This is a genomic window from Cupriavidus pauculus (assembly GCF_003854935.1).
Lineage (GTDB): Bacteria > Pseudomonadota > Gammaproteobacteria > Burkholderiales > Burkholderiaceae > Cupriavidus > Cupriavidus pauculus_C.
Genome location: NZ_CP033970.1, coordinates 641,315 through 658,598, shown reverse-complemented (window position 1 = coordinate 658,598; position 17,284 = coordinate 641,315). Strand labels below are relative to the sequence as shown.

The following is a 17,284-nucleotide window of genomic DNA, read 5'->3' as shown; positions in this document are numbered from 1 at the left end:
AGTCATATCGTATTGATCAATGCCTCTGATAGGCATCAGACTTTTGTGTTACAGAATTAAATCTTTTACTAGGTTGGCAGTATCGGGGCCGCCAGGTCAGTCGTCGGAGGTGGCGAACTGGAACTGGCCCTTGCCGCGCGCCTTGGCGCGGTACAGCGCCCGGTCGGCCAGGTGCAGGATGTCGTCGGCGGTCAGACCCTCGGGCCGCACATGGGCGATGCCGATGCTGACGCCGAGCCGGGCCTGGTGGCCGGAGGAGAGCAGATAGGGGGCGCTTACCTCGCGCAGCAGGTCCTGCGCCAGCGCCTGCACGCTCTGGGTGCTTTCGTTGCGCAGCACGATCACGAATTCGTCGCCGCCGATGCGGTAGACCAGCCCGCGCCCCGGCACGGCGCCGCGCAGCCGCTCGCCCACGCGCACCAGCAACTCGTCGCCGCTGCCATGGCCGAACGAGTCGTTGACGGGCTTGAAGCCGTCCAGATCCATATAGAGCAGCGTCAGGTAGCGGCCGGCGGCCATGCGCAGCGCGCTGGCCTCGCGGATTTCCGCCAGCAGGCTCGACCGGTTCAGCAGCCCGGTCAGCGAGTCGTGCCGGGCGCGGTAGGCGTTTTCCCGCTCGGAACGCATCGTCGCCACCACCATCGCGTTCATCCGGAACGACGCGCTGGTCATGCTGAAGACATACACGGGCAGTTGCAGCAGCGTGAGCAGGAACAGCGGCTCGTGGGCCTGCAGCGCGCCCGCGCAGATCGGGCCCAGGCTCAGCAGAATCATCAGCGCCGTCAGGCGCGGCGCGCCGTAATTGCGAAAACAGATACCGCCGCACATGGCCGCGGCCGACAGGCACGCCATGGCCGCGCTGAGCCAGTCGCCGCTGATGACGCTCAGGTAGGCGCCCAGCCCGACGCTGGCCGCCCAGGCCAGGGTCAGCAGGATATGGAGGTCGGTGGGCGTGGCGCGGCCCTGCCGGGCGGCGGCGCGGGCGCGGAACAGAACGACCACGCGCGCCAGGCAGATGACCGCTTCCAGCCCCAGCCAGACCAGGAATTCGGGCCGGCGCAGATGCAGCGTGATGACGGTGGCCACCATCAGCGTGTTCAGGATGCCGCCAAAGAAGATCGACAGCGTGCCGAACAGGCTGCCCACCAGCGCCTCGCGGATTTCGGCCGGCACGTCCCGGCCAGGTTCGGCAACCCAGCGCGTGAAGGGCCAGCGCGGGGCACTGTAGACCTGGCCCGACAGGAACATGGGGGAGTAGCGTTGGGTCATCGCCCATGCATTCTGCCAGAGGCACGTTACGCCGCGTGCACCGATTCGGTGGGGTGGACGCGCCGGCGGCGCGTCTGCAACACCGCCGCATCACGCCGTGGCCGGGCGGCGATTTTCCACATTTTCCGGTGACCCATTTGATTGATACGGATGGTTGATATAAAAATGATCCGATAAATGCATCCGGATTATCGGCGGCATTTCCATTCAAAGTCAGTCTTTGCGATATGAATAATCGCGGATGGATTATCTTGATAATCCATTGCGGTGGCGTGGAATATCGCTTTTCCGGAGATGGGTGCGGCCTATGAGAAAACGGATCCATGGCAGGCGCGGTGTCTGTGCGACGGTACTGGTCGGCGTGGCCACGTCCGCGCAGTCGGCAACGGTGGTGGGGCCCAGCACCACGGGCGTGACGCTATCCACCGACACCGCCTACCAGCTCGACGCGGGCACCACCGTATCCGCCCAGCATGGCGATGCGGTGGCGGTGGCCGGCATCGCCCCGGTCACGTTCACCAGCGCAGGCACCATCCAGTCGTCGCTGGACGGCAGGGCGTCGGCGGTGCGGTTCAACGTGCCGGGCACCTTCGTCAACCAGGCCAGCGGGCTTGTGCACGGCAATACCTTTGGCGTGCTGATGACCGGCGGGGGCGTGGGCAGCAATGTCGTCAACTATGGCGATATCAGCGTGCAGGCCAGCCATGCGATTTATTACGATACCGATACCAGCGGCACCATCGACAATTACGGCACGATCAATGCCGGCACCTCCGGCGCCGTCCGCTCCACCGCCGACGGCATTTATATCGATTCCACCGGCACGGTCGCCATCAATAATCACGCCGGCGCGTCGATCCGCAGCGGCGTCGGCAACCGCGATTATGCGTACGGCATCATCGTCGAGCGCGGCACCGTGGACATCCGCAACGAAGGCAGCATCGAAGGCTATATCGGGGGCATCCGCAGCACGACGCCCAATGCGGTGCGGATCGTGAACACCGCGGGCGGGTCGATCGTGGCCAACGTGGGGACGGCCGTGCAGCTGGGCCAGGGCGGCACGCTGACCAACAACGGCGTGATTGCCGGCGGGGGCGGGCCGGCCATCTTGCTGACCGGGGCGAACAACCGCGTGGAACTGGGCACCGGGTCGGTGCTGCAAGGCACCGGCAACGTCGTGGTGGCCAGCCAGGGCACCGGCAACGCCATCGCGCTGTCCGGCACCGGCACCGAGGCCGGCGACTTCACGGCCACCGAAGGCAACGGGTTTGCCTCGCTGGCGGCCGGCGCGGGCGCCGACTGGACGCTCACCGGCAATGTCAGCATGCAGGGCAGCGGTGCGGCGACGGTATCGGTCGACGGCAACCTGGCGCTCGGCGGCACGGTCGCCATCGCGGGCACGGGCGGCACGACGATTGGCAGCACCGGCCGGCTGACGCTGGGAACGGGCGGCGCGGGCGGCTTCGTCAATGGCAATTTCTCCAACGATGGCGAGCTGGTCTTGCGGCGCAGCGACAACTTCCAGATCGCCGGCGTGCTGGGCGGCGCCGGCACGCTGATCCAGGCCGGCTCCGGCATCACGGCGCTGACCGGCGCGGGATCGACGCAGGGCGCGGTGTCGGTGCGCAGCGGCGCGCTGCTGCTGGGCCAGGACGGCACGTTCACGACCACGGGCGATTTCACGACCGAAGCCGGCGCAACCACGGCCATCGCGGGCCGCTCGTCGCTGACCGTCGGCAACAGTTTCACAATGAACGGCACGCTCGACGTGGCCGTGGGCCGCAACAAGCGCGACATCACGGCCAGCACCGCCACCATCGGCCCGGGCGCCACGTTCAACCTGGTCGGCTATTCGGCCGACGACGCCGCCAGCGTGTCCGAACTGGCGTCGAGCGCGTTCACCGTGATCCACGCCAATACGCCGAACGGGCTCACCGGCACGTTCGACGCGGTGCGGCTGGGCGGCAAGTCGAGCGCGGCCGATTACCTGACGCTGACCTCCAGCTACGGCCCGCAGAGCTTTGTCGTCGGCCTGGGCCTGACCTGGTACGCGGCCCACAGCACGAGGCCCGACCTTGCCGCCGGCACGTTCACGCTGGCCGATCCCGACGACAAGTTCGAGCTCGACGCGCGGCTGATCGACCAGGCGCCCAACCCGGCCACGGGCTGGGACGGCCGCACGCTGACCAAGCTCGGGCCCGGCACGCTGCAACTGTCGAAGGCCAACCGCTATACCGGCCCGACCCGGGTGGAAGCCGGCACGCTGCTGGCCGGCGCGGCGAACGTAGTGGCCGCCAGCGAGCGTGTCAGCCTGGGCCCGACCGCGACGTTCGATCTGGGCGGCTTCGACCAGACGGTCAACAACCTGTCCGGCAGCGGCGCGGTGGCGCTCGGGACGGCAACGCTGACGCTCAATCAGGCGGCGGACGGCGCGTTCGATGGCGTCGTGAGCGGCCCCGGCGGGCTTGGCAAGACCGGCGCCGGCGCGCTGACGCTGACGCGCGACCAGACCTACGGCGGCAATACCACCGTCGATGCCGGCGCGCTGATCCTGGACAACGGCGCGCGGCTGGCCGGCACCGGGCAGGTCACCGTGGCGCCCGGCGCGCTGCTGGGCGGCTATGGCGGCGTGGGCGGTTCGGTGGTCAACCACGGCGTGCTGGCCGTGGCCGATGCCGCGCCGGGGTTCGACGGCCGGCCGGCCGGGGTGTTCGCCATCGCCGGCTCGCTGGTCAACCAGGGCGAAATCCGCATGGGCAGCCCGGTGCCGGCCAGCACGCTGACCGTCGGCGGCGACTACACCGGCAACGGCGGCCGGCTGACGCTCTACACCGCGCTTGGCGACGACAATTCGGCCACCGACCGGCTGGTCATCAACGGCAACACGTCGGGCCAGACGCTGGTGGGCATCCGCAATGCCGGCGGCGCGGGCGCGCGGACCGTCAACGGCATCCGCATCGTCCAGGTCGACGGGCGCTCGGACGGCGTGTTCACGCTCGATGGCCGGGTCGTGGCCGGCGCCTACGAATACGCGCTGCAGCAGGGAGGCGTGGCATCGCCCGACGATGGTGACTGGTACCTGCGCTCGCTGTCGGCGGCGCCCACGCCGGTACCGCGGCCGGAGACCGGCGCCTACCTGGCCAACCAGATGGTGGCGCAGGCGATGTTCCAGCACACGTACCACGACCGCGCCGGGCTGCCCGATTCGGACGGGCCGGGCCAGGGGCGGCCGGCACGGTCGACGGGCTGGGCCAGGCTGGCGGGCGGCCATGCCGACGGCAACGCGGACGGCGGCCGCCTTGCCGCGTCGGCCGATACCTTCGTGATGCAGGCCGGCATCGACGTGCTGCACCGCGTGACCGCCAGTGGGCGCTGGCAGGCAGGGGTGATTGCCGGCTACGGCACGTCCACCACGCACGCCAGCGCGCGCGACAACCCGGCCATCGCGCGCGGCACCGTGAACGGCGTGGCCGCCGGGATCTACGGCACGTGGCACCGCGACGCCGAGGGCCCCGCCGGCCCCTATGTCGACAGCTGGGTCCAGTACGGCAACTTCCGGCACACGGTCAAGGGCGGCGGGCTGGCCGGCGAGGACTACACAAGCCAGCTCTGGTCAGGGTCGGTGGAGGCGGGCTGGGCGCTGCCGGTGGGGCACACGGGCGCCGGCGTGGTGCACGTCGAGCCGCAGGTGCAACTGGTCTACACGGACTACCACGCCGGCAGCCATACCGAGCGCACCGGCACGGTGGTCCGCAGCGACCGCAGCGGCGGCGTGGCCACGCGCGTTGGCACGCGGCTGTTCCACGCGCCGGCTGGCGAGGGCGTGCCGACGTGGATGCCGTACCTGGAGCTGAACTGGTGGCACAACAGCCATGGCAACGCGATGGCGTTCGACGGCGTGGTGGTGACGCAGGACGGCCCGCGCAACCGCGTGGAGACGAAGGTCGGCGCGCAGGCGCGCATCGGCCAGCGCTGGCGGCTCTGGGGCAACCTTGGCTACCAGTACGGCAACGGCGGATACGAAAGCATCACAGGGCTGCTGGGCGTGCGCTACGCGTGGTGAGCCGGCCGCGCCGGCCGCCGGGTGATGCCGCCGCCGGTTCGGCCGGGCGGGCCGAGGTTTACCGTGCCTTTTCGGACGGCGCCTATATCCTTACAAGGTAAAACAACGCGCAGGAGACAACGATGCAAGCGAGGTTTGCGCGCGGCATTGCGCAGACGCCACTGACGGTGGCGGCCCGGGAATATCCGCTGGCGGAGGAGGCCGCCAAGCCCGAGGTCGGCGACCTGGTGACCGTCTTCAGCCAGGACATGGAGACCGAGTTCAGCGTCCGGCTGAACGCCGTGGCCGGGCCCGATCTCTGGTACGGCGTGATCTACGGCATCAATCGCGGCGCCGAGATGCTGGTCGTGGCCGAGGGGCTGGAACTCGACGACGTGGTCAGCGTGCGGCGCCAGGAGATCGCCTCGGTCATCAAGGCCGACCACCCCCACTGAACCACGCCTCGCCCTGCGGGCGCGGAGATTGCCGCGCGGGTCCGGCTGGCGGTATGCTGCGGCTGCACAATGCCTGCCAGGGCAGGCATCGCCTTTTCCCGTCCAGCCACCGAGCCCGCGCCGTTCCATGTCCTCGTCCTTCACCCCCGCCACCACCGTACGCCAGTTCATTGCCGGACCCGCCGGCCAGCTCGAAGTCTTGATCGACCCGCCCGATGGCGCGCCCCGTGGCGTGGCCGTGGTCGCGCATCCGCACCCGAGCCAGGGCGGCACCGCCGAGCACAAGATTCCGCAACTGCTGGCGCGCGTGCTGCAGGCGCATGGCTTTCTGGCGCTGCGGCCGAACTACCGGGGCGTGGGCCAGAGCGAGGGCCAGTATGACGACGGGGATGGCGAGACCGACGACGTGCTGGCCGTGATCCGCCACGTGCGGGCAGCGCATCCGGCGCTGCCGCTGGCGCTGGCCGGCTTCTCGTTCGGCGGATTCATCCAGGCCCGCGCCGCGGAGCGGCTGGCCGCCGACGGCGAGGCCGTGGCGCACCTGATCCTGACCGGCATGCCGGCCGGCGCGCTGTCCGCGCACCTGTCGTACGACACGCCGGCGGTGCCGGCCCACAGCCTGGTGGTACACGGCGAGCACGACGAGCGCGTGCCGCTGGCCAACGTCTTCAACTGGGCACGGCCGCAGGAACTGCCCGTGTTCGTGCTGCCCGGCGCGGGGCATTTCTTCACGGGCAAGCTGCCGGGATTGAAGCGGGTGGTGGAGGGATACCTGGCGCGGCGCGAGGACTGACGCCCCCGGGGCCGCCGCGCCGGTCAGAACTGGTAGTTGATCGAGATGTCGCCGGTCCAGCTTGTGGAGCGCGACGTGACCGGGCTGCTGCGCGCGTCGCCGACCAGCGCCGACATGCCCACGTCGGCCGTCGAGAACCAGTGCTTGTTGAAGATCCAGATGGCCGACACGCCGCCGCCGTACGACTTGATGCCGGCGCCGGCGCGGTGCTGCGCCAGCCCCGAGCGGGCCGACTGCTCGGCCGTCACGCCGTACCAGCGGCTCATGTAGGCCGAATCGGCAAAGGTCATGGTCGGGCCCGCAAACCAGAAGAACTTGTCGCTGCTGCCCGGCAGCGGCATGTAGGCGCCGATGTCGCCGATCACGCCGTTGGCGCCGCCGAACTGGCGCCGGATGTTGGCGCGGATGACCAGCGGGAATTCCTTCGACACCACGTACTCGGCGAACACCTTCGTTTCCGCCGCCATGCCGATGTTGCCCAGGCCGCCCAGGTGCTCGTGGTCCTTTTTCTCGCGGCGGCCCAGGTCGTACGTCAACGCCACGCCGGCGCGGACGTTAGGGGTGTGGATGATGTTCCAGCCCAGCCCCTCGCCGGTGGAAAAGAACGCGCGGTCGCGGTAGCGGATGTCGATGACCGGCCCGCCCAGCAGGTAGTAGTTGGTGGTGCCTTCGTAGCGCGGCCGGGCGCTCAGGGCGGCGCCCACGCGCACGTCCCAGTCGTGGTCGGGCTCGCCCACGAACATCTTCTTGAGCGGCACCCCCACCGAGTACTGCCACTCGGCCAGCGGCGCGGGCGTCTGGGCGTGGGCGCGCGGCGCCAGCAGCAGCGCCAGGGCGGCCAGCAGCGCCAGGGCCAGCCATCGTGCGGCGTGGCGGCGCGCCGCACGGGATGGCAGGGGGTGGGAAGGGACGCGCCAGGGCTGGCTATCCAGGATGGTCGACACGTGGTTCTCCGGTGTTCTTGTTGCCCCGGCGGGCCGGGGCGGAATCGACTTGAGGCGGGATGCGGGGCCGCCGGGATGACGGCAACTTATCTTTTCACCGAAGCCGGCGCCCGGCAACTTCCCTGTCTCCCACAACCGTGTAGGAAGGACGCCGATTCCGAGGTCAGCCGGCCCTGCCTACCATCGAAACTGGTACGTATCCCGGCCCCTAGCCGTGGCCTTCCTCCTCGCCGCGCCAGTCGCGCCGCATGATCAGGAAGGTGAACGACGTGGACCAGCCGATCAGGATCAGGCCCACCAGCGGCTGCACCGAGGCCAGCAGCCGCAGGGGCCCGATCGGGAAGATATCGCCGATGCTCTGGGTCGTGAACGTTTCCAGCGAGAAATAGATGTAGGCCACCGGGCCGTGCTCGCGCATGCCGGTAAGCTGGCCGATGGCCAGCACGTCGGCGCCCAGCCAGTAGCCGGCGCTGAAGACGATGGCCTCGATGCAGTGGGTCACGATGATCAGCACGATCACTGCACCAATATTGAGCTTGCCGCTGAGCCGCCGCGGATGGAATTCGGAAATCAGCCGCAGCGCCTCGTAGTGGATGGCCACCGCCAGCAGCGTCAGCGTGGCGGTCAGGGCCACGGCAAGCAGGTAGTTGAGCGGGGTGTCGACCATTGGCGGCGGGCAAGGGACGCGGAGATGGCCAGACTATACGGCGGCCCCGGCCATGTAAATGCACAAGGGTGTGAGCAAACGGACACAATGCGGGGTTGCCAGCGCGGCGCCGCGCCCGGAGAATCGTCTCGCCCCGCCAGCGCGGGCGCGACGGGGAGAACAGCAATGACGACAGCGGACGGCTTCCTGCCGCCGACCGACCACGATGGCACCGCCCCGGCATTCCTGGCCGGCGCGGGCGAAATGGCGGCCCTGATCCGCCAGCATGACTGGACCGCCACGTCGCTGGGCCCGCCCGCGCAGTGGCCGCAGAGCCTGAAGACGGCCATCCGGATCATGCTCACGTCGCGCCAGCCGATCTGGATCGGCTGGGGCCCGGAGCTGTACTTCTTCTACAACGACCCGTACAAGGCGATCATCGGCGGCAAGCACCCGGTGGCGCTGGGCCAGCCGACGGCGCGCGTCTGGCGCGAGATCTGGCCGGAGATCGGCCCGCTGCTGGCCACGGCCATGAACGGCGTGGAAGGCACGTTCGTCGAGCAGAAGCTGCTGATCATGGAGCGCAACGGCTACCCGGAGGAGACGTACTACACGTTCTCGTACAGCCCGGTGCCGGATGACAACGGCGGCACCGGCGGCATTATCTGCGCCAACAGCGACGACACCGAGCGCGTGGTGGCCGAGCGGCAGCTGAACCTGCTGCGCGAGCTGGCGTCGTCGACCAACAACGCGCGCAGCGGCGCCGAGGCGTGCCGGCTCGGCGTGGCCGCGCTGCGGACCAACCCGTACGACATCCCCTTCGCGCTGCTCTACCTGGCCGGGCGGGGCGCCACCACGCTGACGCTGGCCGGCACCACGGGGCTGGCCGCCGATCATCCGGCCGCGCCCGCGCAACTGGATGCCGACGACCCGGCCGCCCCCTGGCCCGCGGGCGACGCCATGCGCGCCGGCCAGCCGGTCCACGTCGGCGACCTGTCCGCCCGCTTTGCCACGCCGCTGCCCGGTGGCGCCTGGCAGATGCCGCCGCGCGCGGCCGTGGTGCTGCCCGTGCAGCTGTCGGGCGACAGCGCGCCCAGCGGCGTGCTGGTGGTCGGCCTGAACCCGTGCCGGCTGTTCGGCGACCGCTACCGCGCGTTCCTGGACCTCGTGGCCGGCCAGATCGGCCAGGCCATCAGCTACGCGCACGCCTACGAGGAGGAACGGCGCCGGGCCGAGGCGCTGGCCGAGCTGGATCGCGCCAAGACCACGTTCTTCTCGAACATCAGCCATGAATTCCGCACGCCGCTGACGCTGATGCTGGGCCCGCTGGAGGAAATGTTGGGCCGCGACGGCGTGCCCGAGCCAGACCGCGCGCTGGCCGAGATCGCCCATCGCAACGGGCAGCGGCTGCTGAAGCTGGTGAACGCGCTGCTGGATTTCTCGCGCATCGAGGCCGGGCGCGTGCAGATGCACGCCCAGCCCACGGACTTGCCGGCGTTCACGGCCGACCTGGCGTCGCTGTTCCGCTCGGCGATCGAATCGGCCGGCATGACGCTGCGCGTGGACTGCCCGCCGCTGCCGGTGGCCGTGGCGGTGGACCGCGACATGTGGGAGACGGTGGTCCTGAACCTGCTGTCCAACGCGTTCAAGTTCACGTACGCGGGCACCATCGGCGTGTCCGTGCGGATGCGCCAGACGGGCGAGGTGGAACTGAGCGTGACCGACACCGGCATCGGCATCGCGCCCGAGGAGCTACCCCGGCTGTTCGAACGTTTCCACCGCGTGGCCGGCGCGGTTGGCCGGTCCATCGAAGGCAGCGGCATCGGGCTGGCCCTGGTGCAGGAACTGGTGCGGCTGCACGGCGGCACGATCGAGGTGGACAGCACGCCGGGCGAGGGGTCGCGCTTCCGCGTGACGCTGCCGCGCACGGTGGGCGTGGCCGAGCCCGCGGCCCCGGCGCCGGCCGCCAGCGCCCGCGCGCTGGCCTTTGCCGATGCGGCGCGGCGCTGGATGCCCGAGGCCGACGAGACTCCGGCGACGCCGCTGCCCGCCATCGCCACCGACGATGCGCAGGCCGACGTGCGCGGCCGGCTGCTGGTGGCCGACGACAACGCCGACCTGCGCGACTACATGCGCCGCATCCTGGCATCGGCCGGCCATGACGTACTGGTGGCGGCCGACGGCCAGGAGGCGCTGGAACTGGCGCAGCGCCACCTGCCGGACCTGATCGTCTCTGACGTGATGATGCCGCGGCTGGACGGCTTCGGCCTGCTGCGCGAAGTCCGCGCGTCCGACGCGCTGCGCCAGACGCCGGTGCTGCTGCTGTCGGCCCGCGCCGGCGAGGAAGCGCGCGTGAGCGGCCTGGCCTCGGGCGCCGACGACTACCTGATCAAGCCGTTCAACGCCCGCGAGCTGCTGGCGCGCGTGGCGGCCAACCTGCGGCTGTCGCGGCTGCGCGGACAGGCCCAGCGCGAACTGCGCGCGATGAACGATTCGCTGGAGCGCCGCGTGATCGAGACCGTGGCCGACCGTGACCGCCTGTGGGACCTGAGCGAGGACCTGCTGATGGTGACCAGCGTCGACGGCATGCTCGAACGCGTGAGCCCGTCGTGGCATCGCACGCTCGGGCACGACGCCGCGGCGCTGGCCGGGCGCTCCTGCCTGGCGTTCGTGCATCCCGAGGACCTCGTGGCCGTCACCGAGCAACTGATCGCGCTGCGCCAGCACGGCGCGCCGGTGCGCTACGAATGCCGGATGCTGTGCGCCAGCACGGCGGTGCGCTGGATGGCGTGGACGCTGTCGATCGATCCGGCCAGCGGGCGCATCCATGGCGTGGGCCGCGACGTGACCAGCGACAAGGACGCGGCCGAGGCGCTGCGGCACGCCGACGAGGCGCTGCGCATGGCGCAGAAGATGGAGTCCATCGGCAAGCTGACCGGCGGCGTGGCGCACGATTTCAACAACCTGCTGCAGGTGATTGGCGGCAACCTGCAGTTGCTGACCCGCGACGTGGCCGGCGACGACCGCGCCGAGACCCGCGTGCGTAACGCGCTGGCCGGCGTGGCGCGCGGCGCCAAGCTGGCGTCGCAGCTGCTGGCCTTCGGCCGCCGCCAGCCGCTGGCGCCGAAGGTGGTCAACCTGGGCCGCTTCGTGCGCGGGCTCGACGACATGCTGCGGCGGGCGCTTGGCGACGGCGTGGAGATCGAAACAGTCATCGCGGCCGGGCTCTGGAACACGCTGGTGGACCCGTTCCAGGTGGAAAACGCGCTGCTGAACCTGGCCATCAACGCGCGCGACGCGATGAACGGCCACGGCCGGCTGACGGTGGAAGCCGGCAACGCGGTGATCGACGACGTCTACGCGCGCCGCAACGCCGACGTGGAGCCGGGCCAGTACGTGATGCTGGCCGTGACCGACACCGGCGCCGGGATGCCGCCCGATATCCAGGAACAGGTCTTCGAGCCGTTTTTCACGACCAAGCCCGAGGGACAGGGCACGGGGCTGGGCCTGAGCATGGTCTACGGCTTCGTGCGGCAGTCGGGCGGGCACGTGAAGATCTACAGCGAGGTGGGCGTCGGCACCACGGTGCGGCTGTACCTGCCGCGCGCGCACGAGGCGGAGGACCTGGAGACCGAGGTGGACGTGGGCCCGGCCGGCGGCGGCACCGAGACGGTGCTGGTGGTGGAGGACGACGAGGACGTGCGGGCGACGGTGGTGGAGATGCTCGGCAGCCTGGGCTACCGCGTGCTCAAGGCGCGTGACGCCACGAGCGCGCTGGCCATCGTCGAGAGCGGCGTGCCGATCGACCTGCTGTTCAGCGACGTGGTCATGCCGGGGCCGCTGCGCAGCACCGAGATGGCGCGCAAGGTGCGCGAGAGGCTGCCGGGCATCGCGGTGCTGTTCACGTCGGGCTATACGGACAACGCCATCGTCCACACGGGACGGCTCGATCCCGGCGTGGAGCTGCTGAGCAAGCCGTACACGCACGACGCGCTGGCGCGCAAGGTCCGGCATGTGCTGGCGGGCGGCGCGCGGCTGTCAGCGGTGCCGATGGAGCCCGCGCACACCCGGCTCGTCGATGGGGCGCCGCCGCAGCCGGTGGCCGACGTGCCCGATGGCAGGCCGGGCGAGGCGGGCGTGGTGCCGCCGCGCAGCCAGCGCGTGGTCTTTGTCGAGGACGACGACCTGCTGCGCGCCAGCACGGCCGAGCTGATGCGGATGTTCGGCATCGACGTGGTCGAGGCGCGCAACGACGTGGAGGCGATGGCCGCGCTGCGCGCCGATGGCGTGGACGTGCTGCTGACGGACGTGGGGCTGGGCGGGGTATCGGGCGTGGACTTGGCCATCGACGCCTGCCGGCTGCGGCCGGGGCTGCGCGTGATCTTCGTAAGCGGCTACGACGTGGTGCTGACGCCGGCGCAGCGCGCCGCGCTGCCGCACGCGGTGTCGCTGCGCAAGCCGTACGCGCTGGCGGATTTCATCAACCTGCTGCAGGCACGGCCGGCGGGGGAATGACAAAGGCCGCCAGATGGCGGCCGGGGATGCAACGAAGAAGGCCGCCAGATGGCGGCCTTCGGTGTTTTCAGACGGGCAGTGCGGTGGCGACGAGGGCGGCTGCGGCGCCGCTGGCGGCGGTCAGTGCCAGCCATCCGCCAACGATCAGGGCGCTGTTGCGGAAAGTCATGATGGGCTCCGTGGAGAGGGTCCGGAGCCCGTCATGGACTCCGGCTACTGCGTTTGGGCCGCCTGCATCGGGCGGGGCTCAGGCGTTGGCGCCGTCGGTGTAGATGTCGCGGGTGCGGGCACCGTCATAGAACGGGTTGCGCGGCTGGTTCACGCTGCGGGCGCCGTCGTAGTACGGGTCGGCGCTGCGGGCCGGGCTGGCGGACACGCCCACGCGGTCCAGGCCGGCGACGATGCGCGCACCGTCGGTGTACGGATCGGCCTTGCCGACCTTGGCGCCATCGGTGAACGGGTCAGCCTTGCCGACGCGGGCACCTTCAGAGAACGCGTCGAACTGGCCCTGGCGGGCGCCGTCGGTGAAGCTGCTGCGCGCGTCCTGCACGCGGAAGCTGTAGCCGTAGACTTCGCCGGCCTTCTGCACGGCGGGGGCGGCCTGCACGGCACCGGTCACGAAAGCTGCGGCAAGGGCGGCGGCGGAAAGGATGGTCTTGGCGGTCATGATGGCTCTCCTGTCTGGTTGGCCGGGCGATCACGCTGTGGATCGCGGGGCCGGATACTGTTCGATGTCCGGTTCTTCCTGCTTGCTATCTACTGATAGGTAGATTCGCTGCGCCAAAAAAAGAACCGTTTCCGGTACTGCTGACTGCGGGTGTTGCGTGGAATCTGCCGGGCTGCGTCTTGCTTCTTGCTGCTGCCTTGCCGCTCGGCGTCGTCCATGGCTCGAATAGTATCTACTACTAGATAGACAAGCAAGGAGTTTTTGCGGAGCACAATCGTAGAAACGCCAAATTGCGGGTTTGGACGGGTTGCTATGGGCCAGGCGATGGCCGCTACGTGACTGATTTAAAACGAAAAGTTGGCGGTGCCTATCGAGGGATCGCCCCCGATTAGAGTGTTTGCTCTAGTTCGTGGAACCTTGGCGGTCACGCAACGCCACCAACCCGAGCAGCAGGATCCGCGTGTGTTCCTGTAGCACTTCCTGCACACGGCGGGTCTCGTCCTCGCCATAGCGTTCCCATTGCAGCGCGCGCAGCACGTGACGCCGCATCACCTTGAAGGCGGCAATCTGGCTGTCGATGGCGACGGTCCGGATGCGCGTGGTTTCGTCAGAGGCCGGCCGGCCGGTCAGCCGCCCGATCAGTGCCGATGTCAGCGCGAACAGGCGGCGGTTGATGCCCGCGTCGATGCGCTCGAACGCGGTGGGCGGCCCCAGCCCGGCGCGCTCGCGGGCCATGAACTGGCGCCAGTGGTCGGTTTCGGGGCATTCATAGAGGAAGTTGGCAAAGCGGGCCTGCAGCGCCAGGTAGATGTCGACCAGCTCGGCATCCGACAGGTCGGCACGCGCCAGTTGGGCCTCGGCGGCGGCCACCACGTCCTGCAACGTCGCCCAGGCGCGCTCGACAAAGTAGTCGATGCAGGCCAGGTAGACCCCTTCCTTGTTGTCGAAGTAGTACTGCAAGGCCGGGGCGTTGACGCTGGCCTCGCGGGCGATGTCGCGCGTGGACGCGCCGTCGAAGCCGTGGGCGGCAAACAGCCGCATCGCCGCCTCGATGATGCGCGCCCGGGTCTCTTCCCCACGCTGGTAGCCGCCTTCGGCCGCTGGCCTGTGTCGCGCCATGTCGCCCCATCCCCTGTGTGAACAGGCTGAAATATATCAGTTGACAGATTTATTCCAAGTGGAATAATTGCGCGGCACTCCACACATAAGCCCCCACGCCCCATGTCCGCCCCCGACTCGGTTGCCGCACCCGCCGGCGCCGCTCCGCAATCCGTTTCCGCTTCCCGATCCACCCGCCGCCGCACCATCCTGTTCGGCATCGGCGGCGCGCTGCTGCTCGTTGCGCTGGTGTTCGGCGTTCGCTGGTGGCTGTACGGCCGGTTCATCGAAAGCACCGACGACGCCTATATCCAGGCCGACAGCGTGACCGTGGCCCCCAAGGTCAGCGGCTACGTGGCCGAGGTGTATGTCCGCGACAACCAGCAAGTCACCGCCGGCCAGCAGCTCGTGCGGCTGGACAACCGCCAGTACCAGGCGGCGCTGGACGAGGCCACGGCCACGGTGGCGTCGCGCCAGGCCGACGTGGCCCGCGCCGATGCCGACCTGCAGCAGCAGAAGGCCCGCATCGCGCAGGCCGCCGCCGAGGTGGGCGGCGCCCGTGCCAACGCGCGCTACGCCGCGTCGCAGGTGGAACGCTACGCGCCGCTGGTCCGGACCGGCGCCGAGACCGAGGAACGCACGGCCGAGCTGCGCAACGCCCAGACCCGCGCCGCCACCACGCTCGCCGCCAACGAGGCGGCGCTCAAGGTCGAGCAGAGCCAGGTGGTGACGCTGCAGACGCGGCTGCAGCAGGCCCAGGCCCAGCTGGAAGTGGCCGAAGCCAGCGCCCGCAAGGCGCGGCTGGACCTGGACGACACCGTGGTGCGCGCCAGCAAGGCGGGCCGCGTGGCCGACAAGGGTGTGCGCGTGGGCCAGTTCGCCCAGCCCGGCACGCGGCTGCTGACCGTGGTGCCGGTGCAGGACCTGTACCTGACCGCCAATTTCAAGGAAACACAGGTCGGCCGCATGCGCGCCGGCCAGCCGGTGACGCTGCATGTCGATGCGCTGTCCGGCGAGCCGCTGCATGGCGTGGTGGAAAGCCTGTCGCCGGGCACCGGCTCGCAGTTCGCGCTGCTGCCCGCGCAGAACGCCACCGGCAACTTCACCAAGATCGTCCAGCGCGTGCCGGTACGCATCCACGTGGACGTGCCGAACGATGCCCGCCCGGTGCTGGTGCCGGGGCTGTCCGTCGTGGTCGACGTCGATACGCGCGAGCTGCATCCGGCCCGCGCACAGGCGCCGGCGGCCGGAGCCAGCCATGGCTGAGGCGGCCGCCGCCGGCCAGCCGGCCGCGGGCGCGGCGCCACAGCCCAACGCGACGGCCGCCGACTGGATCGCCGTGGCCGCCGGCTCGCTGGGCGCGCTGCTGGCCACGCTGGACATCTCGATCACGAACTCCGCGCTGCCGCAGATCCAGGGCCAGATTGGCGCGGCCGGCACCGAGGGCACCTGGGTGTCCACCGGCTACCTGATGGCCGAGATCGTCATCATCCCGCTCACGGCGTGGCTGACGCGCGTGTTCGGGCTGCGCCGCTTCCTGATGTGGAACGCGCTGCTGTTCACGGCGTTCTCGGTCATGTGCGGGCTGTCGCATAGCCTGACCGCGATGGTGATCGGCCGCATCGGGCAGGGGTTTGCCGGCGGGGCGATGATCCCGACCGCCCAGACCATCGTGCGCACCCGGCTGCCGCGTCACCAGATGCCCATCGGCATGTCGATGTTCGGCCTGATCGTGCTGCTGGGGCCGCTGCTGGGCCCCGTGGTGGGCGGCTGGCTGGCCGAGAACATCAACTGGCGCTGGTGCTTCTTCCTCAACGTGCCGATCACGGCCGTGCTGGTGCCGCTGCTGTACTTCGGGCTCAAGCCCGAGCGGGCCGACGTGGAGGCGTTCTTCAAGGCCGACTGGCTGGGCATCGTCGGCCTGGCCATCGGGCTCAGCTCGCTGACCGTGGTGCTGGAGGAAGGCCAGCGCGAGCAGTGGTTCGAGTCGCGGTTCATCATCTACCTGTCGGTGCTGTCGGCCATCGGGCTGACGATGATGTTCATCGGCCAGTTCACGGCGCAGCGGCCCATCGTGCGGCTGCGGCTGCTGCTGAACCGCAGCTACGCAAGCGTGATCGTCATCGTCACGACGGTCGGCGCTGGGCTGTACGGCGTGTCGTACCTGCTGCCGCAGTTCCTGTCGCTGATCGCCGGGTACAACGCCGAGCAGGCCGGCGGCATCATGCTGCTGTCCGGGCTGCCCGCGTTCCTGCTGATGCCGGTGCTGCCGCGCATGCTGGGCAAGTTCGACAGCCGCTGGCTCGTCATCACCGGGCTGGTCTGCTTCTTTGCGAGCTGCATGCTCGACATCGGCCTGACCGTGGACAGCGTGGGCCACGACTTCACGGCGTCGCAGATCCTGCGCGGCTTTGGCCAGATCCTGGCCATGATGCCGCTGAACCAGGCGTCGATGGCGGCCGTGGCCACCCACGAGGCCGGCGACGCGGCGGGGCTCTACAACATGGCGCGCAACCTGGGCGGGTCGATCGGGCTGGCGCTGCTGGGCACGCTGATCGACCGCCGCAACGCCTACCACGACGCGGTGATCCGCGAATCGGTCACGGCCAATGGCGCGATCGGCCAGGAGCACATGGCGTCTAGCATCGCGAGCTTCGTGGCGCAGGGCGGCGACTACGCCCACGCGCAGTTGCAGGCGGTGGCCCAGCTCAGCGGCGAGATCGCCCGGCAGGCGGCCGTCATGACGTTTTCCGAAACCTTCTATGCGCTGGGCATCGCGCTGCTGTGCTGCGTGCCGCTGGCGCTGCTGCTCAAGCCGCCCCGTCCGGGCGCCCCCGTTTCCACCGGTCACTGAT

General features: G+C 69.9%; 11 protein-coding genes. 6 read left to right on the top strand and 5 right to left on the bottom strand.

Features of this window, described 5'->3' with window-relative positions; translation table 11 throughout:
• Positions 1–96: 96 nt before the first annotated feature.
• A complete protein-coding gene (locus EHF44_RS21030) occupies positions 97–1,269 on the bottom strand; it encodes a GGDEF domain-containing protein (protein WP_253700310.1) in 1,173 nt (390 codons plus the stop codon).
• A 307-nt stretch (positions 1,270–1,576) separates the two neighbouring features.
• Here EHF44_RS21030 and EHF44_RS21025 point away from each other — a divergent pair, with 307 nt between their 5' ends.
• The 3 genes from EHF44_RS21025 (at position 1,577) to EHF44_RS21015 (ending at position 6,559) form a co-directional block, all read left to right on the top strand.
• The gene (locus EHF44_RS21025; protein ID WP_124685644.1) at positions 1,577–5,332 is read left to right on the top strand and encodes an autotransporter outer membrane beta-barrel domain-containing protein; all 3,756 of its coding nucleotides are present in this window, start codon (positions 1,577–1,579) and stop codon (positions 5,330–5,332) included.
• A gap of 122 nt (positions 5,333–5,454) precedes the next feature.
• Positions 5,455–5,766, top strand: coding sequence for a hypothetical protein (locus EHF44_RS21020; RefSeq protein WP_124685643.1), 312 nt, complete (start codon positions 5,455–5,457; stop codon positions 5,764–5,766).
• 127 nt (positions 5,767–5,893) lie between these two features.
• Positions 5,894–6,559 (top strand): alpha/beta hydrolase, encoded by a 666-nt coding sequence (locus EHF44_RS21015; protein WP_124685642.1) that lies wholly within the window; start codon positions 5,894–5,896, stop codon positions 6,557–6,559.
• Between the two features lie 23 nt (positions 6,560–6,582).
• Here EHF44_RS21015 and EHF44_RS21010 read toward each other — a convergent pair whose 3' ends face one another.
• A complete protein-coding gene (locus tag EHF44_RS21010; RefSeq protein WP_124686713.1) occupies positions 6,583–7,455 on the bottom strand; it encodes a MipA/OmpV family protein in 873 nt (290 codons plus the stop codon).
• 256 nt (positions 7,456–7,711) lie between these two features.
• Positions 7,712–8,170: an ion channel gene (locus EHF44_RS21005; RefSeq protein ID WP_124685641.1), complete on the bottom strand. Its 459-nt coding sequence runs from the start codon at positions 8,168–8,170 to the stop codon at positions 7,712–7,714.
• 165 nt (positions 8,171–8,335) lie between these two features.
• On the opposite strand from EHF44_RS21005, the gene EHF44_RS21000 reads away from it, so the two are divergent.
• Positions 8,336–12,664 (top strand): response regulator, encoded by a 4,329-nt coding sequence (locus EHF44_RS21000; protein WP_253700308.1) that lies wholly within the window; start codon positions 8,336–8,338, stop codon positions 12,662–12,664.
• 247 nt (positions 12,665–12,911) lie between these two features.
• Here the strand turns inward: EHF44_RS21000 and EHF44_RS20995 are convergent, their stop codons facing one another.
• Both EHF44_RS20995 and EHF44_RS20990 read right to left on the bottom strand, forming a co-directional pair.
• Positions 12,912–13,331 carry a copper resistance protein CopQ gene (locus tag EHF44_RS20995; protein ID WP_124685640.1) on the bottom strand — a complete coding sequence of 140 codons (420 nt, stop codon included), beginning with the start codon at positions 13,329–13,331 and terminating at the stop codon, positions 12,912–12,914.
• Between the two features lie 402 nt (positions 13,332–13,733).
• Positions 13,734–14,450 carry a CerR family C-terminal domain-containing protein gene (locus EHF44_RS20990; RefSeq protein WP_124685639.1) on the bottom strand — a complete coding sequence of 239 codons (717 nt, stop codon included), beginning with the start codon at positions 14,448–14,450 and terminating at the stop codon, positions 13,734–13,736.
• 102 nt (positions 14,451–14,552) lie between these two features.
• On the opposite strand from EHF44_RS20990, the gene EHF44_RS20985 reads away from it, so the two are divergent.
• Both EHF44_RS20985 and EHF44_RS20980 read left to right on the top strand, forming a co-directional pair.
• Positions 14,553–15,695 (top strand): HlyD family secretion protein, encoded by a 1,143-nt coding sequence (locus EHF44_RS20985; RefSeq protein ID WP_124685638.1) that lies wholly within the window; start codon positions 14,553–14,555, stop codon positions 15,693–15,695.
• Positions 15,688–17,283 carry an MDR family MFS transporter gene (locus EHF44_RS20980; RefSeq protein ID WP_124685637.1) on the top strand — a complete coding sequence of 532 codons (1,596 nt, stop codon included), beginning with the start codon at positions 15,688–15,690 and terminating at the stop codon, positions 17,281–17,283. The genes EHF44_RS20985 and EHF44_RS20980 overlap by 8 nt, the downstream gene beginning before the upstream one ends.
• The last annotated feature ends 1 nt before the right edge of the window (position 17,284 follow it).

What these genes read in the sequence shown, in the direction of transcription:
- EHF44_RS21030 (WP_253700310.1), bottom strand. Translation starts at nt 1,269, where the DNA reads ATGACCCAACGCTACTCCCCCATGTTCCTGTCGGGCCAGGTCTACAGT.
- EHF44_RS21025 (WP_124685644.1), top strand. Translation starts at nt 1,577, where the DNA reads ATGAGAAAACGGATCCATGGCAGGCGCGGTGTCTGTGCGACGGTACTG.
- EHF44_RS21020 (WP_124685643.1), top strand. Translation starts at nt 5,455, where the DNA reads ATGCAAGCGAGGTTTGCGCGCGGCATTGCGCAGACGCCACTGACGGTG.
- EHF44_RS21015 (WP_124685642.1), top strand. Translation starts at nt 5,894, where the DNA reads ATGTCCTCGTCCTTCACCCCCGCCACCACCGTACGCCAGTTCATTGCC.
- EHF44_RS21005 (WP_124685641.1), bottom strand. Translation starts at nt 8,170, where the DNA reads ATGGTCGACACCCCGCTCAACTACCTGCTTGCCGTGGCCCTGACCGCC.
- EHF44_RS21000 (WP_253700308.1), top strand. Translation starts at nt 8,336, where the DNA reads ATGACGACAGCGGACGGCTTCCTGCCGCCGACCGACCACGATGGCACC.
- EHF44_RS20995 (WP_124685640.1), bottom strand. Translation starts at nt 13,331, where the DNA reads ATGACCGCCAAGACCATCCTTTCCGCCGCCGCCCTTGCCGCAGCTTTC.
- EHF44_RS20990 (WP_124685639.1), bottom strand. Translation starts at nt 14,450, where the DNA reads ATGGCGCGACACAGGCCAGCGGCCGAAGGCGGCTACCAGCGTGGGGAA.
- EHF44_RS20985 (WP_124685638.1), top strand. Translation starts at nt 14,553, where the DNA reads ATGTCCGCCCCCGACTCGGTTGCCGCACCCGCCGGCGCCGCTCCGCAA.
- EHF44_RS20980 (WP_124685637.1), top strand. Translation starts at nt 15,688, where the DNA reads ATGGCTGAGGCGGCCGCCGCCGGCCAGCCGGCCGCGGGCGCGGCGCCA.